This is a genomic window from Pseudomonas sp. 05N433, from assembly GCF_056396925.1.
Genome location: NZ_JBFTML010000011.1, coordinates 50411 through 68183, shown reverse-complemented (window position 1 = coordinate 68183; position 17773 = coordinate 50411). Strand labels below are relative to the sequence as shown.

Here is a 17773-nt window from a genome sequence, read left to right as displayed (position 1 = left end):
ATCGGATGGTGGCAATGGACTTTTTTGACTTGCTCGGAGGGGATGTCAAATACAGGACATTGCGTCAATCAGGGCTTGATGTTCTTCAATTTATTGAGCAGTTCCAGCAACTGCTCAAGCGACTCCGCGCCGAACTGCTCCTGAATCTTCAAGTAGTTGCTTTCCATCCCCGCACTCATGTCGACGAAACACTGCTGCCCCTGCTCGGTCAGGGCGATGAATACCCGGCGCTGATCTTCGGACGACTTCCTGCGCCGGACGATACCGTCGCGCTCCAGCCGGGACAGCACGCCGGTCATGCTCGGTTTGMGGATGCATGCCAGATTGGCCAGTTGATGGCTTTCCAGTTCGCCGTGCTGACGCAAGATACGGATCACTCGCCATTGCTGTTCAGTCAGATCATGTTCGTTGAGCAACGGCCGGAAAAATGCCATGGCTGCTTCGCGGGCCTGCAACAAGGTGAGCGTAAGGGACGGTCTGGGGGTCGGCATGGTTCACGCGGAAAAAGAGGTCGAAGCGTCAAAGCTTAGAGTCGGCACAGAGTGCATGCAACATCCCCTCTGCAGCACATCATTAACTTATAAACAAATCACTGATCTCAGATAAAAAATAATCGCCACCACCCCTATTTCTTCTGAAAAAACTGAAAAAAACGCTACGAAAATAATAGATAAGATGTTAACTATATGACACCCCTTACCGAATAGGGGGTGATACCTACAAAAACAACAAAAGGACCCCCCTCATGCATTCGTGCCTCCTTCGCACGGCGGCAAGCGTTGCCCTGTGCGCCGCGTTTAGCCCGTTTAGCGCTCACGCTGATTTTGTCCAGGACAGTAAAGCCAGTTTGGACCTGCGCAATTTCTACATGAACCGAGACTTTCGTCAGAGCAACGCACCACAGAACAAGGCCGAAGAGTGGGCCCAGGGTTTTGTATTACGCCTGGAGTCGGGCTACACCGACGGCATGGTCGGTTTCGGGGTCGATGCCTTGGGCGAACTCGGGGTGAAACTTGACTCCAGTCGCGATCGTCGAGGCACCGGCTTGCTGCCCTTTGGCGCCAGCCAGCAACCAGAGGACAGCTACAGCGAATTGGGCCTGACCGCCAAGCTGCGAACATCGAAGACCGTGCTCAAACTCGGCACCCTACAGCCGCAACTGCCCGTGGCCGCCTATAACGACACCCGACTGCTGCCCTCAACCTACAGCGGTGAGCTGGTCACCTCTCAGGAAGTCGACGGCCTGACCCTGAATCTGGGCCGCCTGGAAAAGCAGAACCTACGAGACTCCTCCAGCAATGACGAGATGAGTTACGCCGGTGTGCAAAGCAGCCATCTCGATCTGGCCGGTGGCACCTACGCGATCAATCCACACCTGGCAGCGACCTATTATTACGCCCGGATGCAGGACATCTACAGCCAGCACTTCATCGGTCTGGTGCATGAATTGCCCTTGGCAGAAGGTGTGAATCTGCGCAGCGATTTGCGCTATTTCGATACTCGCGAACAAGGCAACCATGAATTGCGCAGTCCATCCAGGGTCGATGGCGGCAAGATCGACAACCGTTTTTTCAACGGCATGGTAAGCCTGTCGATGGGTGCCCATAAATTCGGCCTGGGGTACCAGAATCTCTCCGGAGACGGCGACTTCGCCTTTCCGGGCCTGGACCCATATTCAGTAAACCTGGTGACCATCAACGTCTTCACCAAGGCCGAGACCGACGCCTGGCAGGCGCGTTACGACTACAACTTCGCGGCCCTGGGCCTGCCTGGGCTGACCTTCATGACTCGCTATGTCGACGGCTCTCATGTGCAAACCTCCACCGTGCGTAACGGTCGGGAATGGGAGCGTGACACCGACCTGGTTTACACGGTGCAGAGTGGTCCGCTGAAGAACGTCAATGTGCGGCTACGCAACGCCACTCTTCGCTCAAGCAACGGCCTGACCAGCGATATAGACGAAAACCGGATCATCATCGGCTACAGCCTGGCCTTGTGGTGAGCCGCCCATGAAAAGTGCAATCGGTTCCCTGTAAAAGCCATTTTTCAGGGCACCGGCTGCGACCATGATTGCTCGACAGACACTCGGCGCCTATCGAGAAGCAAACATGGCTACCTCAGCGCAAACCCGACTGCCGCAGGCGGTACTCCCCAGGGGTCACCAGCGCATAACGCTGGAAAAACCGACTGAAATAGGCCGGGTCCTTGAAGCCCAGCTGGTAGCAGATTTCATTGGCCGAACTGCCAGTGAACAACAACAGACGCTTGGCCTCCTGCATCAGCCGTTCAAGGATCAAACGTTTGGACGGCAGGTCGGCAATGCGCCGGCAGACATCGTTGAGCCGTGCCTCGGTAACACCAATGCCATCGGCATAGCGCGACAGCGGCCAGTGCTGCAGGTAATGGTCTTCGATCAATTCGTTGAAGCGGTGGAAGATCCGCAAGTCTTCATGGCGTGCCGGGCGGGCTTCCAGGGAATTGGCGCACAGCCTGAGCAGGCTGATCACGATCAATCGCGTCAGGCTCTCCAAGGCCGCCCCCCGCCCTGGCTTGTCGCCGTYGATTTCGTTGCACAGTTCCTCGAACAGAAACTCCAGTCTCCTGACCTCGGGCTGGAACTGTGGTGCCAGCCCCGCCAATGCCACGCAAGCCGCTGGCAACTGCGAGCCCGGCGCCAGACTCGGATCGGCATCGATCAACTGCCAGACCAGTTGCTGGCGCACCGTCAACACATGCCCGTCGGCGTCCGCTTCGGTGACGAAGGAATGGGCCACCGTCGGTGGCGTGAGGAAAAACATCGGTCCCGACTCGAGGTATTGCTGGTCATCCAGATAGACCCGCACCGCACCGCTCTTCACGTAATGCACCTGGAAGAACCGGTCGTGTCGGTGCACGGGCATATTGCGGCCGAAGAACTCAGCCAGATTGCCGAGTTTGTCGTAGTGCACTTCGGCATCGCTGTAACGCTGGTCGTAGACCTGACCGATGTTGATATTGGGGATCGGCTGACGATCGATCATCGCTCGGTTCTCTTTCTTGTTTGCGTGTTGGCAGTGCAAGGACTTTCATCCTGCGCCGGTTTGCGGCGGCTAACCACTGCCAGCGCATTTTGCCACGCTTGACGATTGTTAACATATTAATTATAACGTTAACAGGTTAACGAATATTTCGCGAAGCAGTCACTGCTCCGCCATTGCCAGGAGAAAAGCATGAGCCGTGCCCTGCATGATGTTGCGAACGGCACCCTGTTCGGCGTTGCGCTGAACTATCAAGGGTTGCTGAACCAGCGTGTCGCCGAATTCGAGCAAGCGCCTTACCAGAAGCCGCCGGTTAAACCGGTGCTGTTCATCAAGACGCCCAACACCCGCAATGGTCATGACCGCACGGTGATTCATCCGCAAGGTGAACGCCTGCAACCGGGGCCTGCACTGGGTGTGGTGATCGGTAAAAGCGCCAGCCGGGTCAGCATCGAGAATGCGCTGGAACATGTGGCCGGCTACACCATCGTCAATGAGTTCAGCCTGCCGGAAGACAGCTACTACCGCCCGGCGGTGAAAGCCAAGTGTCGTGACGGCTTCTGCTCGCTGGGCCCGGAATTGGTGGGCCGTGACCAGCTCGCCGATCCGCATCAGTTGAGTCTGAAACTGTTCGTCAACGGTGAACTACGCCAGGAAAACTCCACGGCCAACTTTGTCCGCAGCATTCCCCAGTTGATCGCCGAAATCAGCGAATTCATGACCCTCCACGAAGGCGATGTGCTGATCACAGGCACCCCTGAAGGCCGTGTCGATGTCCAGCCCGGTGACACCGTCGAAGTCGAAATCAGCGGCCTGGGCCGCCTCGTCAACCACATCGTGGCCGAGTAACAGGAGCTTCCATGAAACACGCCCGTATCCGCTTTGAAGGTGAAGTCCACCTCGTCCATGTCGAAGAGCACAACGCCGTGCGCCTGGCCGACGGCCGCCTGCTGGCCGAAGAACAAGTGCAATGGCTGCCACCGGCCACCGGCAGCATGTTCGCCCTGGGCCTGAACTACGCCGACCACGCCGCCGAGTTGGCCTTCAAGCCGCCCACCGAGCCCCTGGCGTTCATCAAGTCCCCGGGCACCTACACCGGCCATAACCAGGCTACATGGCGCCCGGACAACGTCGCCTATATGCACTACGAGTGCGAACTGGTCGCCGTCATCGGCAAGCCCGCGCGTAACGTCAAGCGTGAAGACGCCCTCCAGTACCTGGCCGGCTACACGGTGTGCAACGACTACGCGATCCGTGACTACCTGGAAAATTACTACCGGCCCAACCTGCGGGTGAAGAACCGCGATGCCACGACGCCGGTCGGTCCGTGGATCGTCGACGTCGCCGACGTGCCGGACCCGAGCAACCTGAAACTGCGCACCTGGATCAACGGTGAGTTACGTCAGGAAGGCTCGACCTCCGACATGATTTTCGACATCCCTTACCTGATCGAATACCTGTCCAGCTTCATGACCTTGCAGCCCGGCGACATGATCGCTACGGGCACGCCGGAAGGTCTGGCCGATGTGGTTCCCGGCGATGAAGTGATTGTGGAAGTGGAAGGCGTGGGTCGCCTGGTTAATCGAATTGTTAGCGAAGCGGAATTCTTCTCCGCCCGTAAAGAGGCTTGAGCAGCATGATCAAACACTGGATCAACGGCCGTGAGGTCGAAAGCAAAGACGTTTTCGTCAACTACAACCCGGCCACCGGCGAAGCCATCGGTGAAATCGCCAGCGGCGGCGCCGAAGAAGTCGCTCAGGCCGTAGCCGCGGCCAAGGAAGCCTTCCCCAAGTGGGCTAATACGCCAGCCAAGGAACGTGCCCGACTGATGCGCAAGCTCGGTGAGCTGATCGAGCAGAATGTCCCGCGTCTGGCCGAACTGGAAACGCTGGACACGGGCCTTCCGATCCATCAGACCAAAAATGTGTTGATCCCCCGCGCTTCGCACAACTTCGATTTCTTCGCCGAAGTCTGCACCCGCATGGACGGTCACTCTTACCCCGTCGACGACCAGATGCTCAACTACACCCTGTATCAGCCGGTGGGTGTTTGCGGTCTGGTGTCACCGTGGAACGTGCCGTTCATGACAGCCACCTGGAAAACCGCGCCGTGCCTGGCACTGGGCAATACTGCAGTGCTGAAGATGTCCGAGCTCTCCCCACTGACGGCCAACGAACTCGGTCGTCTGGCTGTTGAGGCCGGCATTCCCAATGGCGTGCTCAACGTCATCCAGGGTTACGGCGCCACCGCCGGTGACGCGCTGGTTCGGCACCCGGATGTGCGCGCAATTTCGTTCACCGGAGGTACCGCCACCGGCAAGAAAATCATGCAGACCGCCGGCCTCAAAAAATACTCCATGGAACTCGGCGGCAAGTCACCGGTGCTGATCTTTGAAGATGCGGACCTGGAGCGCGCCCTCGACGCCGCACTGTTCACCATCTTCTCGCTGAACGGCGAACGCTGCACCGCTGGTAGCCGGATCTTCATTCAGGAAAGCGTTTACCCTCAGTTCGTCGCCGAGTTTGCTGCCCGCGCCAAACGCTTGATCGTCGGCGATCCACAGGACCCGAAGACTCAGGTCGGCTCGATGATCACTCAGGCCCACTACGACAAGGTCACTGGCTACATCAAGATCGGCATCGAGGAAGGCGCCACCCTCCTCGCCGGTGGTCTGGAACGTCCGGCCAACTTGCCGGCGCACCTGAGTAAAGGCCAGTTCATTCAGCCGACGGTGTTCGCCGACGTGAACAACAAGATGCGTATCGCCCAGGAAGAGATCTTCGGTCCGGTGGTGTGCCTGATTCCGTTCAAGGACGAAGCCGAGGCCCTGCAACTGGCCAACGATACCGAGTATGGCCTGGCGTCTTACATCTGGACCCAGGACATCGGCAAGGCCCATCGCCTGGCCTACGGCATCGAAGCCGGCATGGTGTTCATCAACAGTCAGAACGTGCGGGACTTGCGTCAGCCGTTCGGTGGTGTGAAAGGTTCCGGTACCGGACGCGAAGGCGGCCAGTACAGCTTTGAGGTGTTCGCCGAAATCAAGAACATCTGCATTTCCATGGGCAGTCATCACATCCCGCGTTGGGGTCTCTGAACAGCCGATGGTCGCTGCTGAAGGCAGCGATGGGCCGCGCATCGGCTCATCGCAGCCTTCACTGGCCACCAGATTGAATCGAATAACAACAATTTCAGGAGAATCATCATGGGCGAAGTCGTCCTGGCCGCGAAAATCTGCCATGTACCCTCGATGTACCTGTCGGAACTGCCCGGCAAGCATCACGGTTGTCGCGAGGCGGCAATTGCCGGACACAAGGAAATCGGCCGTCGCGCCCGCGAGCTCGGTGCCGACACCGCCGTGGTGTTCGACGTGCACTGGTTGGTCAACAGCGGCTATCACGTCAACTGCGGCGAGCATTTCAAGGGCATCTACACCAGCAACGAACTGCCGCACTTCATCAAGAACATGGAGTACGAGTACCCGGGTTGCCCAGCGTTGGGCGAGCTGATCGCCACCGAGGCCAATCAGGCCGGAGTGCGCACCATGGCCCATAACATCCCGAGCCTGGAGTTGGAATACGGCACTCTGGTACCTATGCGCTACATGCACATGGGCGTCCCGGACGAGCAGAAGTTTGACGTGATCTCCATCGCCGCCTGGTGCGCCTGGCATCGCCTAGAAGACAGCTTCGCCTTCGGCGCTGCCGTGCGCCGGGCCATCGATAGGAGCGACCGCAAGGTGCTGGTGCTGGCCTCCGGCTCGCTGTCCCACCGTTTCTCCGACGACCGTGAAGCCGAAGCCAACATTCACAACTGGACCCGTGAATTCGACAAGCAGATGGACCTGCACGTGGTCGAGATGTGGAAGCAAGGTCGCTTCAAGGAGTTCTGCGCAATGCTCCCGGACTACGCCGAGCACTGCTTCGGCGAAGGCAAGATGCACGACACCGCCATGCTCCTCGGACTGCTTGGCGGGCCCGAGTACAACAAACCGGTGGAAGTACTGACCGAGCCCTTCGGCAGTTCAGGCACTGGCCAGATCAACGCCATTTTCCCTCTCTGAGGTACCAGACAGGAACTGGCGTAGCAGCTGTCGAGCGGAGCGAGGCGGCGTCCGAGGACGTAGTCCTCGTAAAACCGGTGCTCTCGATTTACCTGAAACACAGAGGTGTATGGGGTTACGACTGCTTCGCAGCCGGACGCTGCCTCGCTCCGCTCGACAGCTGCTACGCGATGCGAAACATCAACGTTACGGGAGACTCACATGCCTCATTTMATTGCTGAATACACCGACAACATCGAACAACAAGCCGACTTGCCCAGCCTGTTCGAAAAAGTCCACGCCTCCCTCGGCGACAGCGGCGTGTTCCCCCTGGGCGGCATCCGCAGTCGTGGAGTGCGCCTGGACACCTGGCGCATGGCTGATGGCAAGCACGATTACGCCTTCGTCCATATGACCCTCAAGGTCGGTCACGGACGAGATCTGCCGACCCGACAGACAGTCGCACAAACACTGTTCAACGTAATCACCGAGCACTTCGCCGAACTGCAGTCGCAACGGCTGCTGGCGCTGTCGTTCGAGATGATCGAGCTGCACCCCGAACTGAATTTCAAGCAGAACAACGTGCATGCCTTCTTGAAGAACCAGGCGGGCTGATTCACGCCCTCCTTCCGCCAACGGCCACTCAAACAAAAAGTACAACATCATGAGCACAGCCAATACCGCTGACAGCATCACCCTTGCCGAGCACGATCGAACCCACAGCACCGTTACCTGGCGCCTGATGCCATTGCTGTTGATCTGTTACCTGTTCGCCCATCTGGACCGGATCAACATCGGCTTCGCCAAGATGCAGATGAGTACCGACCTGCACTTCAGCGACACCGTCTACGGCTTCGGAGCCGGACTGTTCTTCATTGCCTACGCGCTGTTCGGGGTACCGAGCAACATGGCCCTTGACCGGGTCGGACCACGGCGTTGGATAGCCAGCCTGATGGTGGTCTGGGGCGTACTTTCTGCCAGCATGTTGTGGGTCGAAAGCTCCAGCGGTTTCTATGTCCTGCGCTTTCTGCTGGGCGTAGCCGAAGCTGGCTTCTTTCCCGGGATCCTGGTGTTCCTCAATCGCTGGTACCCGGCCCGGCGCCGGGCTCAAGTCACCGCGCTGTTTGCCATTGCCGTGCCGATGGCCGGAGTCATCGGCGGACCGCTGTCCGGGGCGATTCTGGAAAACCTCCATGACTTCGGTGGACTGCGCGGCTGGCAGTGGATGTTCCTGATCGAAGGAGCGCCGGTGGTCTTGCTGGGCCTGGTGGTGCTCAAGTGTTTGCCGGATAACTTCGAAGTCGTGAAGTGGCTGAACCCGGCGCAGAAACAGCAACTGCGCGCGCAACTGAGCAGCGAAGAACAGCGTAAATCCATCACCTCCTTCGGTGGGATTGTGCGCGACCCGCAGGTCTGGCTGCTGGTGGCGATCTATTTTGCGGTGATGCTGGCGGTCAACACCCTGGCCTTCTGGATGCCAACACTGATCCACGGCGCGGGAATTGGCAGCGACGGCAAGGTAGGCCTGCTCAGTGCAGTGCCCTATCTGGCCGGTTGTTTCTTCATGATCGGCTGCGGACGCTCGTCGGACCGTAACCGCGAACGCCGCTGGCACCTGTGTGTGCCGCTACTGATGGCCGCCGCCGGTATCGCAGTGGCGGGCCTGGCGCCGGGCAACCCGCTGTTGGTGATGGGCGGCTTGACCGTCGCAGGCATGGGTGCCAGCGCCGCGTTGCCGATGTTCTGGCAACTGCCTCCGGCCTTTCTCTCCAACTGCACACAAGCCGCCGGCATTGCCCTGATCAGCTCGTTCGGCAGCATCGCCTCGTTCCTCGCGCCTTACCTGATCGGCTGGATGCGCGACACCACTCAGAGCGCCAGCCTGGCCCTGTATGTCCTGGCGCTGTTAATCGCTCTCGGCGGCTTCCTGGTGCTGCGCACCAATGCGGCCATCGTCAATCCACAATAAGAGATCTTCGTCATGCTCGATCAACAGCAAATCCTTCACGCCGCCGCACAACTGGATCGGGCTGAACGCTCCAGGGAGCAGGTCCGGCAATTTTCCCTCGATCACCCGGCTATCACCATCGAAGACGCGTATGCCATCCAGCGCGCCTGGGTCGCCCAGAAAATCAAGGACGGGCGCAAACTGGTCGGGCACAAGATCGGTCTGACCTCGCGGGCCATGCAAGTGTCCTCGAACATCACCGAGCCGGACTTTGGTGCCTTGCTCGATGACATGTTCTTCGACGAGGGCACGGACATTCCGTTCGAGCGCTTCATCGTGCCGCGGGTGGAAGTGGAGCTGGCGTTCATCCTTGGCAAGCCGCTCAAAGGTCCGAACTGCACGATCTTCGACGTGCTCGACGCCACTGAATGGGTGATCCCGGCGCTGGAAATCATCGATGCGCGAATTCAGCAAATCGACCCGCAGACCAAGGCGACACGCAAGGTGTTCGACACCATTTCCGACAACGCCGCCAACGCTGGCGTGGTCATGGGCGGTCGTGCCGTGCGGCCGACCGAGATCGACCTGCGCAAGGTGCCTGCGGTGCTCTACCGCAACGGCGTGATCGAGGAGTCCGGGGTGTCGGCCGCCGTGCTCAATCATCCGGCCAAAGGCGTGGCCTGGCTGGCGAACAAACTGGCCGCCTACGACGTCACCCTGGAAGCGGGCCAAATCATTCTCGGCGGCTCCTTCACCCGCCCGGTGGCGGCCAACCCCGGTGATACCTTCCATGTCGATTACGACATGCTGGGTTCCATCTCCTGCCGCTTTGTTTGATCCCTGGAGGACTGTTCCATGGACATGCCCATCAACCGTTTCAAGCAACGCCTCAAAAGCGGCGAAGCTCAGATAGGCCTCTGGCTCGGTCTGGCCGACGCCTACTGTGCCGAGCTGGCAGCCAATGCCGGTTTCGATTGGCTGCTGATCGACGGCGAACATGCACCCAATGATCTTCGTGGGTTGCTCGGCCAGCTTCAGGCAGTGGCGCCCTACCCCAGTCATCCGGTGATACGCCCGGTGATCGGCGATATCGCGCTGATCAAGCAGGTGTTGGATATCGGCGCCCAGACCCTGCTGGTGCCGATGGTCGAAAGTGCCGAACAGGCACGGGAACTGGTGCGTGCGATTCACTATCCGCCCCAGGGCATACGCGGTGTCGGCAGTGCGCTGGCCCGTGCGTCACGCTGGAACAGCATTCCCGGTTACCTCGACAAAGCGGATGAACAAATGTGCCTGCTGGTACAGATCGAGAACCGCGAAGGCCTGGTCAACCTGGATGCCATTGCGGCGGTCGAGGGCGTGGACGGGGTGTTTATCGGCCCGGCGGATTTGAGCGCGTCCATGGGCCATCGCGGCAATCCGGGGCATCCCGAGGTGCAGGCGGCCATCGAGGACGCCATCGTGCGGATTCAGAAGGCCGGCAAGGCCGCAGGCATTCTCAGCGCCGACGAGACACTCGCCCGGCGCTATATCGAGTTGGGCGCGGCATTCGTTGCCGTGGGTGTCGACACCACCGTGCTGATGCGTGGCCTGCAAACCCTCGCCGGCAAATTCAAAGATGCTCCGGTGCCCACCAGCTCCGGCGGCGTGTACTGATTTTTCGAGAAGCCCGATGAAACTTAACGATTTGAAACTGCTGCGCGAGCAGGCTTACATCAATGGCCAATGGGTCGACGCCGATGACGGTTCACGCTTCGCGGTGACCAACCCGGCGGATGGCGAAGTCATCGCCCAAATCAGCTCCCTCGGCCAAGCCGAAACCGCCCGCGCCATCGCCGCGGCCCAGGCTGCCCTGCCCGCCTGGCGCGGCAAAACCGCCAAGGATCGCAGCAAGGTATTGCGCACATGGTTCGAGCTGATCATGGCCCATCAGGAAGATTTGGCTCGCCTGCTCAGTTGGGAACAAGGCAAACCGCTGGCCGAGAGTCGTGGCGAAATTGCCTATGGCGCGAGCTTTATCGAGTGGTTCGCCGAAGAGGCCAAGCGGGTCTACGGCGATGTGATTCCTCATGACAAGCAAGGTCGGCGGCTGGTGGTGATCAAACAAGCCATCGGGGTGGTGGCGGCCATCACACCGTGGAATTTTCCCAATGCAATGATCACCCGCAAGGTCGGTCCGGCGTTGGCCGCCGGTTGCACCGTGGTGCTTAAACCGGCTTCAGAAACCCCATTGTCGGCTTTGGCCCTGGCTGAACTCGGCGAACGCGCCGGCATTCCGGCGGGTGTGCTGAACGTCGTCACCGGCACCCGCTCCCGGGAAATCGGTGCAGAGCTGACGGGTAACCCGGCAGTGCAAAAACTCTCGTTCACCGGCTCCACCGGCATCGGCAAATTGCTGATGGCCCAGTGTGCGCAAACCATCAAGAAAGTCAGCCTGGAACTGGGCGGTAACGCGCCGTTTATCATCTTCGAAGACGCCGACCTGGATGCCGCCGTGGAAGGTGCGATCGGCTCGAAATTCCGCAACAGCGGCCAGACCTGTGTCTGTACCAACCGCTTGCTGGTACAAAACAGTGTCTATGACGAGTTCGCCCGCCGCCTGGTGCTGGCGGTCAACACCCTCAAGGTCGCCCGGGCCGAAACCGAAGGCGCGCAACAAGGGCCGCTGATCAACGCCAAGGCGGTGGCCAAGGTCGAGGAACACATCAACGACGCACTGGCCCAGGGCGCGACGCTGCTGGCCGGCGGCAAACCCCACGCACTGGGTGGCAACTTCTTCGAGCCCACGGTCCTCGGCGACGTCACCCCGGCCATGCTGGTGGCCCGGGATGAGACCTTCGGCCCGCTGGCACCGCTGTTCCGTTTCGACACCGAAGCCGAGGCAATCGCCATGGCCAACGATACCGAGTTCGGTCTGGCGTCCTATGTCTACACCCGCGACCTGGGCCGGGCCTGGCGCGTCAGCGAGGCGCTGGAGTACGGCATGGTCGGAGTCAACGAAGGACTGATCTCCACCGAAGTGGCGCCGTTCGGCGGGATAAAGCAGTCAGGGTTGGGCCGCGAAGGTTCCAAGTATGGGATCGATGATTACATCGAGCAGAAGTACATGTGCCTGAGCATCAAATAATCTCTGTACAACGCGTCATTCGATTTCGCGAGCAAGCTCGCTCGCGAAATCGCTCCGATATTGTCAGCGCTTGATGGTCTTCAATTCATCGAGCAACCCAAGCAGCGTCTGCAACTTCTCCTCTCCCAACTGTGCCTGCAACCGTTGGTAGTTCTCTTCCATGCACTGGCTCATGGACTCAAAGCACGCCTCGCCCTTTTCGGCCAGGGTCACCAGCACCCGTCGCTGGTCCTGCTCGGCCTTGCGCCGATGGACCATGCCGGCCGCCTCCATGCGCACCAGCACACCGGTCATGCTCGGTTTGAGGATGCACGCCAGTTCCGCCAGCCGGTAGATTTCCAGCTCGCCGTGCTGACTGAGAATGCGGATAACCCGCCACTGTTGTTCAGTCAACCCGTGCTGGTTGAGCGAGGGACGAAAAAAACTCATGGCTGCTTCACGTGCTTGCAGCAGGGTCAAGGTCAGGGATTGCCGGGGTTTGAGCATCGGAGTCAGGATCACGGTTGATTTAGTTAATAATTTAACGAAACTCTATCATCCTGTCCCCCCGAACGCGCCATAACTTCTTATCGCAAAGGCCTTCTGGCGCGCTGAATCAAAAATCCCGGCATAGAGAATCAAGACATCCACCGAGCCAAGGCTCTTAATAGGAGTCATCCGGTACAGAGCTAATCAAAGGCCCTGCGTTGAGTTTTTCTTCACTTTTTCAGGCTGCGCCATGATCAATATCGAAACGCCCACCTATTACACGGCCACCAAAAAATACAATCTCAGCTTCCCGACCCTGGAACAGGATGTGGAAGCCGACGTTGTGGTCATTGGCGGTGGTTTCTCCGGCATCAATACCGCGCTTGAGCTCGCCGAAAAAGGCATCACCAACATCGTTGTGCTGGAGGCGCGTTACCTGGGTTTCGGTGGCACCGGGCGCAATGGAGGGCAGATCATGGCCGGCATCGGTCACGACCTGGAGAAGATCAAGAAGGACGTGGGCGAGAACGGTCTGCGCCAGGTCTTCGAGATCAGCGACCTGGGCGCGGACATCATCAAGGACCGCATCGCCAAGTACAACATCGATGCCGACTTCTGCCACGGCTACGGCTACATGGGCTTCAACGCTCGCCAGGAAAAGACCCTGCGCGCCTGGGAAAAAGACTTCAAATCGATCAACAGCAAACACGAGATTCGCTTTCTCGGTGGTTCGGACGTCAAGCAAATCATCGGCTCCGATGCCTACAGCAGCGCATTGCTGCACATGGGCGGCGGTCACGTCCATTCGTTGAACCTGCTACTCGGTGAAGCCAAGGCACTGGTTGGGCACGGCGTGCGGATTTTCGAGAACAGTCCAGCGCTGGAAGTCAGCTATGGCGAGCGCATCACCGTGCGCACCGGCCGTGGTTCGGTCAAGGCCAGCAAGCTTCTGTGGGCCTGCGACAGTTTCCTCAACAAGCTGGAACCTGAGCTGCACCGCTCGACCATAAACACTTACGCTTTCCAGATGATGACCGAGCCACTGTCGGACGAGTTGATCAACCGCATCAGCCCGATTCGCGGCGCCTACAGCGACATTCGTCCGGTGATCGACTACTACCGCGTCACCAACGAAAACCGTCTGTTGTTCGGTGCGGCCACACCGCTGGTCGAGCACATTCCCCTGGACCTGAAAGCCTGGAACCGCAACCTGATGCTGAAGATTTTCCCGTACCTCAAGGACGTGAAAATCGATCTGGCCTGGGGCGGTCCGATGGCCTGCAGCCCGAATCTGTTCCCGCAGATCGGCACCCTGCCCGGTCGCAGCAACGCCTTCTTCGTTCAGGGCTATTCGGGCTTCGGCGTCACCCCCAGCCACATCATCTGCAAGGTGCTGGCCGAAGGCATGAGTGAAGGCTCGGCGCGCTATGACCTGGTCAGCTCGATCCACCGCCCTACCATCCTTGGCAAAGATGCGTTTCGCCCACTGTTGATGACCGCCGGCAAGTCCTGGCACCAGCTGTCAGGTTATTGGAACGGGCGTCGGTAACTGCCAAGGCGCTCTTCCCTTTTCTGTTTTTTTACTCATCAGGAGCAACTGCCATGACCCTTACCACCCTCAAGAAAGACATCCAGCTGTCCGAACTGGACGCCTGGGGCTCCGTTGCCGACCTCGGCTCGGAAATCCTCGAAGGCGAAGTCAAAGCCTTCGGCAAAATGACTTTCGGCGCACCGACCGACCCGGTCAGCAGTGCCTATTTCGGCACCACCCAGGGCAAGTTCCGCATGGTCTATCCGTTCGCCGAACAAGCTACGGTGGTTACCGGCGAAGTGGTCCTGACCAACGAATCCACCGGCCAGAGTGCTCGCTACAAGGCCGGCGACAGCTGGTTCGTGACCAAAGGCACTCCCGTGCTGTGGGAAGTGGTCAGCGAAAGTTTCGTCAAACACTACTTCGCTGTCGCTTGACCGATTCGGGTTGCCGGCGAACAGCCGGTAGCCCCTTGGCGAGGTACCGAACATGAATGCCCTCCCCACCCAGGAAATCGCCGGCCATTGCCTGCAAGCTTTCACTCAACTCGTACCTGCCAGTCAGGCGGCGTTCTACTGTGTCGACCGGCAACTGCAAGCCCGTGACTTCCGGCTGCATTGCATGAGCGATGAGATGCATCGCGACTATCTGGACAACTACCGTCGGTTCGACCCTTTGCAACCGCGAAATTGCCTGTCCAGCGGGCGAGCCGTGGTGCCTCTGGGTTTTGCCATGGCCCGACAGCCGACACGGGACAGTCGGCGCTATCGGGACTTTCTGCAGCGCTATGGCATTGTCGATGTGGTGGAAATCCTCGCCCATCGCGCCGGCCAGCCTCAGGCCGCGATCTCGATGTTACGCACCGCCGAACAAGGCGCCTTCACCACCGACCAACTGGCCCAGCTCAATGCCTTGCAGTCCCTGCTGCAACTCGCCGTCGCGAACATACAGCCCTGCGAAGATCCGCTGACCGGCCTGACGCCCAAGGAGCGGCAGATCGCGTTGTTACTGCGCCAGGGCGCCAGCAACAAGCAACTGGCCCTGGAACTGAAAGTCGGTCTGCCGACCATCAAGACCCACCTGATCAACCTGTTTCGCAAGACCGGCGTCAGCAGCCGCACCGAGCTGGTCGGAACCCTGTTTCTCCAGCTCTGATTTTTTAGCCCGGCTCAACCATCCGGTTGATAGGCGAGCTTGTTTGCGAACCGCATGCTCCAGATTGTTATTTCACTCAACTGGAGCATTGCAATGACAACATCATCCGACTGGATCACCGTTGGCGCCCTGGCCGACGGCTTCGCCCCTGAAGCCTTCATCCTGCCGAACCTGGCCGACCTGAACGGCAAGGCCTTCACGCTGAACTTCGCCAATGGCTGGCAGATCGAACATCGTTTCGACACCGAAGTCCTATCCTGGACCGCTGCCGATGGGCGCTCCACGGGCACTGCAAACTATCGAGCCACCTCAGTGCGTCCAGGTCTGTACCTGGTGGACTTCATCAAGCACGAAGGTGGTCAAGCCTGGTCGATCAGCCTGGTGCTCGACACCGTTAGCGCTGCATTCACCGCTGTGATCGGCCGCATGCCGACCCAGGAGCAAACCTGTGAAGGCCTCTACAGCCGTGCGCTGGCGGGCAAGCACCTGACCTCGGTCGAAGTCGAGTTTTTGCATGGCAGCCTTGATCGTCCGTGGCAGGAAGGCCAATGCCCTCACGCACCGACCAGCGAACTGAGCGGCCTGCGCAACCTGTATCGCTACAGCCCAAGTGAAGTCTACGAACACATCTACCTCAACGATCAGTTCTATTCCTGGCAGTGCCTCAAGGGCGTCGAGCAAGGCCTGTGCGACACCGACCGCTGCCACTACTACAAGATCGCCGATCAGCTGTACCTGTTCGTCTGGCGCGAGAAGATCATCCCGACCCTCGGCCTGGTGCTGATCGACCTGCAACAGCACCGCAGCGACGGCAAGATCTTCGGTTATGCCGGGTCGTCCTTCGATGAACTGTCAAACTTTCCGGTCAGCTCTTACTGCCAGGTTCTCAACCGGACGGAGTATCCCAATGCCTGAGCCACGTACCGTTGCAATTACCGGTGCCGGGACGGGTATCGGTGCTGCCTGTGCCCGGCTGTACGCAGCCGAAGGCGCCAGTCTGGTGTTGATCGGCCGCCGCCGCGAGCCCCTGGAGCAAATTGCCCGGGAAACCGGCGGGCTGGTTTTGGTCGGCGATGCCGCCTGCCCGGACACCTGGGCAGGATTCGTGGCACAGATTCGTCAGCGCTACGGGCGCCTTGATGTACTGCTGGCCTGTGCCGGCGGCCTTGGCCTGGGCAGCGCCACCGACACTAGCCCGCAGACCTGGGAAGCGGCGTTGCGCAGCAACCTGGACAGTGCCTTCTACAGTGCCCGGGCCTGCCTGCCTCTGCTGCTGGAAAGTACCGGCAACATCGTGCTGATCGGGTCCATTGCCTCACTGGCGGCGGGCCCCGAAGTCTGCGGCTACACCACCGCCAAGCATGCGCTGCTCGGCCTCAATCGTTCGCTGGCCAGAGATTACGGCCCGCGCGGTGTACGAGTGAACGCCGTCTGCCCCGGCTGGGTGCGCACGCCCATGGCCGATCAGGAGATGCAGCCGCTGATGGACTTCTATGGCGAAACGCTGCAGCAAGCCTATGACCGGGTCTGCACCGACGTGCCGTTGCGACGACCGGCCAGCGCCGAGGAAATTGCCAGGGTTTGCCGCTTCCTGGCCTCTAGCGAAGCGTCGATTATCACGGGCGCAACCGTGGTGGCCGACGGCGGCTCGAGCATCGTCGATGTGCCGACCCTGGCCTACACCCACATGGAGCCGTCTCATGCCTGATGACCTGGATTTCAGCGGTAAAACCGTACTGGTGACCGGCGGCGCCCAAGGCATTGGCCGGGCGATCGTCGAAGCCTTCGCCTGGCGCGGTGCGCGAGTGGTAATCGCCGACCTGCAACTGTCACAGGCTCAGGCACTGGCCAGCGAATTGTCCGGGCAGACGTGTCAGGTCGAAGCTGTGGGCGTCGATCTGGCCGATGCCACGGCAGTGTTCGACATGGTCCGGGCACTGGAGCAACGCTGGGGTCGGCTCGATATTCTGGTGCACAACGCCGGGTATTTTCCGCTGACACCGTTTGCCGACATCACGCCATCCATTCTCGAGCGCACCCTGGCGGTCAATCTCTCGGCATTGTTCTGGCTGACCCAGGCGGCCTTGCCGATGTTTCACCGTCAGGGCGGTGGTTGTGTGCTGGTCACTTCGTCAGTTACCGGCCCAAAAGTGGCTTATCCGGGGCTGAGCCATTACGCGGCATCAAAAGCCGGGGTCAACGGTTTCATCCGCAACGCGGCACTGGAACTGGCCGGACACAACGTGCGGGTCAATGGCGTCGAGCCGGGCATGATCGCGACGCCAGCCATGGGCAATCTGGGGGACGACCAACTGAACGAAAATATCGCCAGTCGAGTGCCCCTGGGACGGCTTGGCAAGGCGGCGGATATTGCCGGAGCCATGCTGTTTCTAGCATCGGATCTGGCAACTTACATCACCGGACAGACGCTGGTGGTCGATGGCGGCTCGACCTTGCCAGAGGTTTGATATAGCGTTTTTTCATG

At 59.8% G+C, this 17773-nt stretch carries 19 protein-coding genes; 16 read left to right on the top strand and 3 right to left on the bottom strand.

Going from position 1 to position 17773, the window contains the following annotated elements:
• Positions 1-68: 68 nt before the first annotated feature.
• Entirely contained in the window at positions 69-491 is a 423-nt protein-coding gene (gene hpaR / locus AC1DIS_RS08655) for a homoprotocatechuate degradation operon regulator HpaR (protein WP_477780829.1), read from the bottom strand.
• Positions 492-745: 254 nt separating this feature from the next.
• On the opposite strand from hpaR (AC1DIS_RS08655), the gene AC1DIS_RS08650 reads away from it, so the two are divergent.
• Complete coding sequence (locus AC1DIS_RS08650; RefSeq protein WP_018927926.1) at positions 746-2002, top strand: OprD family porin; 1257 nt, start codon at positions 746-748, stop codon at positions 2000-2002.
• Between the two features lie 115 nt (positions 2003-2117).
• Here AC1DIS_RS08650 and hpaA read toward each other — a convergent pair whose 3' ends face one another.
• Entirely contained in the window at positions 2118-3020 is a 903-nt protein-coding gene (hpaA, locus tag AC1DIS_RS08645; RefSeq protein ID WP_477780828.1) for a 4-hydroxyphenylacetate catabolism regulatory protein HpaA, read from the bottom strand.
• A gap of 189 nt (positions 3021-3209) precedes the next feature.
• Between hpaA and AC1DIS_RS08640 the strand changes: the two genes are divergently transcribed.
• From AC1DIS_RS08640 to AC1DIS_RS08600, 9 genes are all read left to right on the top strand, one after another.
• Positions 3210-3866 carry a fumarylacetoacetate hydrolase family protein gene (locus AC1DIS_RS08640; protein WP_192351269.1) on the top strand — a complete coding sequence of 219 codons (657 nt, stop codon included), beginning with the start codon at positions 3210-3212 and terminating at the stop codon, positions 3864-3866.
• A gap of 11 nt (positions 3867-3877) precedes the next feature.
• Positions 3878-4648 carry a fumarylacetoacetate hydrolase family protein gene (locus tag AC1DIS_RS08635; RefSeq protein ID WP_018927923.1) on the top strand — a complete coding sequence of 257 codons (771 nt, stop codon included), beginning with the start codon at positions 3878-3880 and terminating at the stop codon, positions 4646-4648.
• A 5-nt stretch (positions 4649-4653) separates the two neighbouring features.
• On the top strand, positions 4654-6114 hold the full coding sequence (hpaE, locus tag AC1DIS_RS08630) for a 5-carboxymethyl-2-hydroxymuconate semialdehyde dehydrogenase (protein ID WP_064617391.1): 1461 nt from the start codon (positions 4654-4656) through the stop codon (positions 6112-6114).
• A 108-nt stretch (positions 6115-6222) separates the two neighbouring features.
• Positions 6223-7080: a 3,4-dihydroxyphenylacetate 2,3-dioxygenase gene (gene hpaD, locus AC1DIS_RS08625; protein ID WP_018927921.1), complete on the top strand. Its 858-nt coding sequence runs from the start codon at positions 6223-6225 to the stop codon at positions 7078-7080.
• A 201-nt stretch (positions 7081-7281) separates the two neighbouring features.
• A complete protein-coding gene (locus AC1DIS_RS08620; RefSeq protein ID WP_477780827.1) occupies positions 7282-7674 on the top strand; it encodes a tautomerase family protein in 393 nt (130 codons plus the stop codon).
• Between the two features lie 49 nt (positions 7675-7723).
• Complete coding sequence (locus AC1DIS_RS08615; RefSeq protein WP_018927919.1) at positions 7724-9028, top strand: MFS transporter; 1305 nt, start codon at positions 7724-7726, stop codon at positions 9026-9028.
• Positions 9029-9040: 12 nt separating this feature from the next.
• Positions 9041-9844: a 2-oxo-hept-4-ene-1,7-dioate hydratase gene (gene hpaH / locus AC1DIS_RS08610; RefSeq protein ID WP_018927918.1), complete on the top strand. Its 804-nt coding sequence runs from the start codon at positions 9041-9043 to the stop codon at positions 9842-9844.
• Positions 9845-9862: 18 nt separating this feature from the next.
• Positions 9863-10663 carry a 4-hydroxy-2-oxoheptanedioate aldolase gene (gene hpaI, locus AC1DIS_RS08605; RefSeq protein ID WP_018927917.1) on the top strand — a complete coding sequence of 267 codons (801 nt, stop codon included), beginning with the start codon at positions 9863-9865 and terminating at the stop codon, positions 10661-10663.
• A 16-nt stretch (positions 10664-10679) separates the two neighbouring features.
• Positions 10680-12134 carry an NAD-dependent succinate-semialdehyde dehydrogenase gene (locus AC1DIS_RS08600; protein WP_086945687.1) on the top strand — a complete coding sequence of 485 codons (1455 nt, stop codon included), beginning with the start codon at positions 10680-10682 and terminating at the stop codon, positions 12132-12134.
• 63 nt (positions 12135-12197) lie between these two features.
• Here the strand turns inward: AC1DIS_RS08600 and hpaR (AC1DIS_RS08595) are convergent, their stop codons facing one another.
• Positions 12198-12620 carry a homoprotocatechuate degradation operon regulator HpaR gene (hpaR, locus tag AC1DIS_RS08595; RefSeq protein ID WP_026286557.1) on the bottom strand — a complete coding sequence of 141 codons (423 nt, stop codon included), beginning with the start codon at positions 12618-12620 and terminating at the stop codon, positions 12198-12200.
• A gap of 232 nt (positions 12621-12852) precedes the next feature.
• On the opposite strand from hpaR (AC1DIS_RS08595), the gene AC1DIS_RS08590 reads away from it, so the two are divergent.
• The 6 genes from AC1DIS_RS08590 (at position 12853) to AC1DIS_RS08565 (ending at position 17756) form a co-directional block, all read left to right on the top strand.
• A complete protein-coding gene (locus tag AC1DIS_RS08590) occupies positions 12853-14151 on the top strand; it encodes an NAD(P)/FAD-dependent oxidoreductase (protein WP_477744379.1) in 1299 nt (432 codons plus the stop codon).
• Positions 14152-14204: 53 nt separating this feature from the next.
• Complete coding sequence (locus tag AC1DIS_RS08585; protein WP_018927913.1) at positions 14205-14570, top strand: cupin domain-containing protein; 366 nt, start codon at positions 14205-14207, stop codon at positions 14568-14570.
• A 52-nt stretch (positions 14571-14622) separates the two neighbouring features.
• Positions 14623-15288, top strand: a complete 666-nt coding sequence (locus AC1DIS_RS08580; protein WP_018927912.1) for a helix-turn-helix transcriptional regulator — start codon at positions 14623-14625, stop codon at positions 15286-15288.
• Positions 15289-15381: 93 nt separating this feature from the next.
• Positions 15382-16203: a molybdenum cofactor biosynthesis F family protein gene (locus tag AC1DIS_RS08575; RefSeq protein ID WP_477744378.1), complete on the top strand. Its 822-nt coding sequence runs from the start codon at positions 15382-15384 to the stop codon at positions 16201-16203.
• Positions 16196-16996, top strand: a complete 801-nt coding sequence (locus AC1DIS_RS08570) for an SDR family NAD(P)-dependent oxidoreductase (RefSeq protein ID WP_477744377.1) — start codon at positions 16196-16198, stop codon at positions 16994-16996. The genes AC1DIS_RS08575 and AC1DIS_RS08570 overlap by 8 nt, the downstream gene beginning before the upstream one ends.
• Entirely contained in the window at positions 16989-17756 is a 768-nt protein-coding gene (locus tag AC1DIS_RS08565; protein ID WP_111454930.1) for an SDR family oxidoreductase, read from the top strand. The genes AC1DIS_RS08570 and AC1DIS_RS08565 overlap by 8 nt, the downstream gene beginning before the upstream one ends.
• Positions 17757-17773 lie beyond the last annotated feature (17 nt).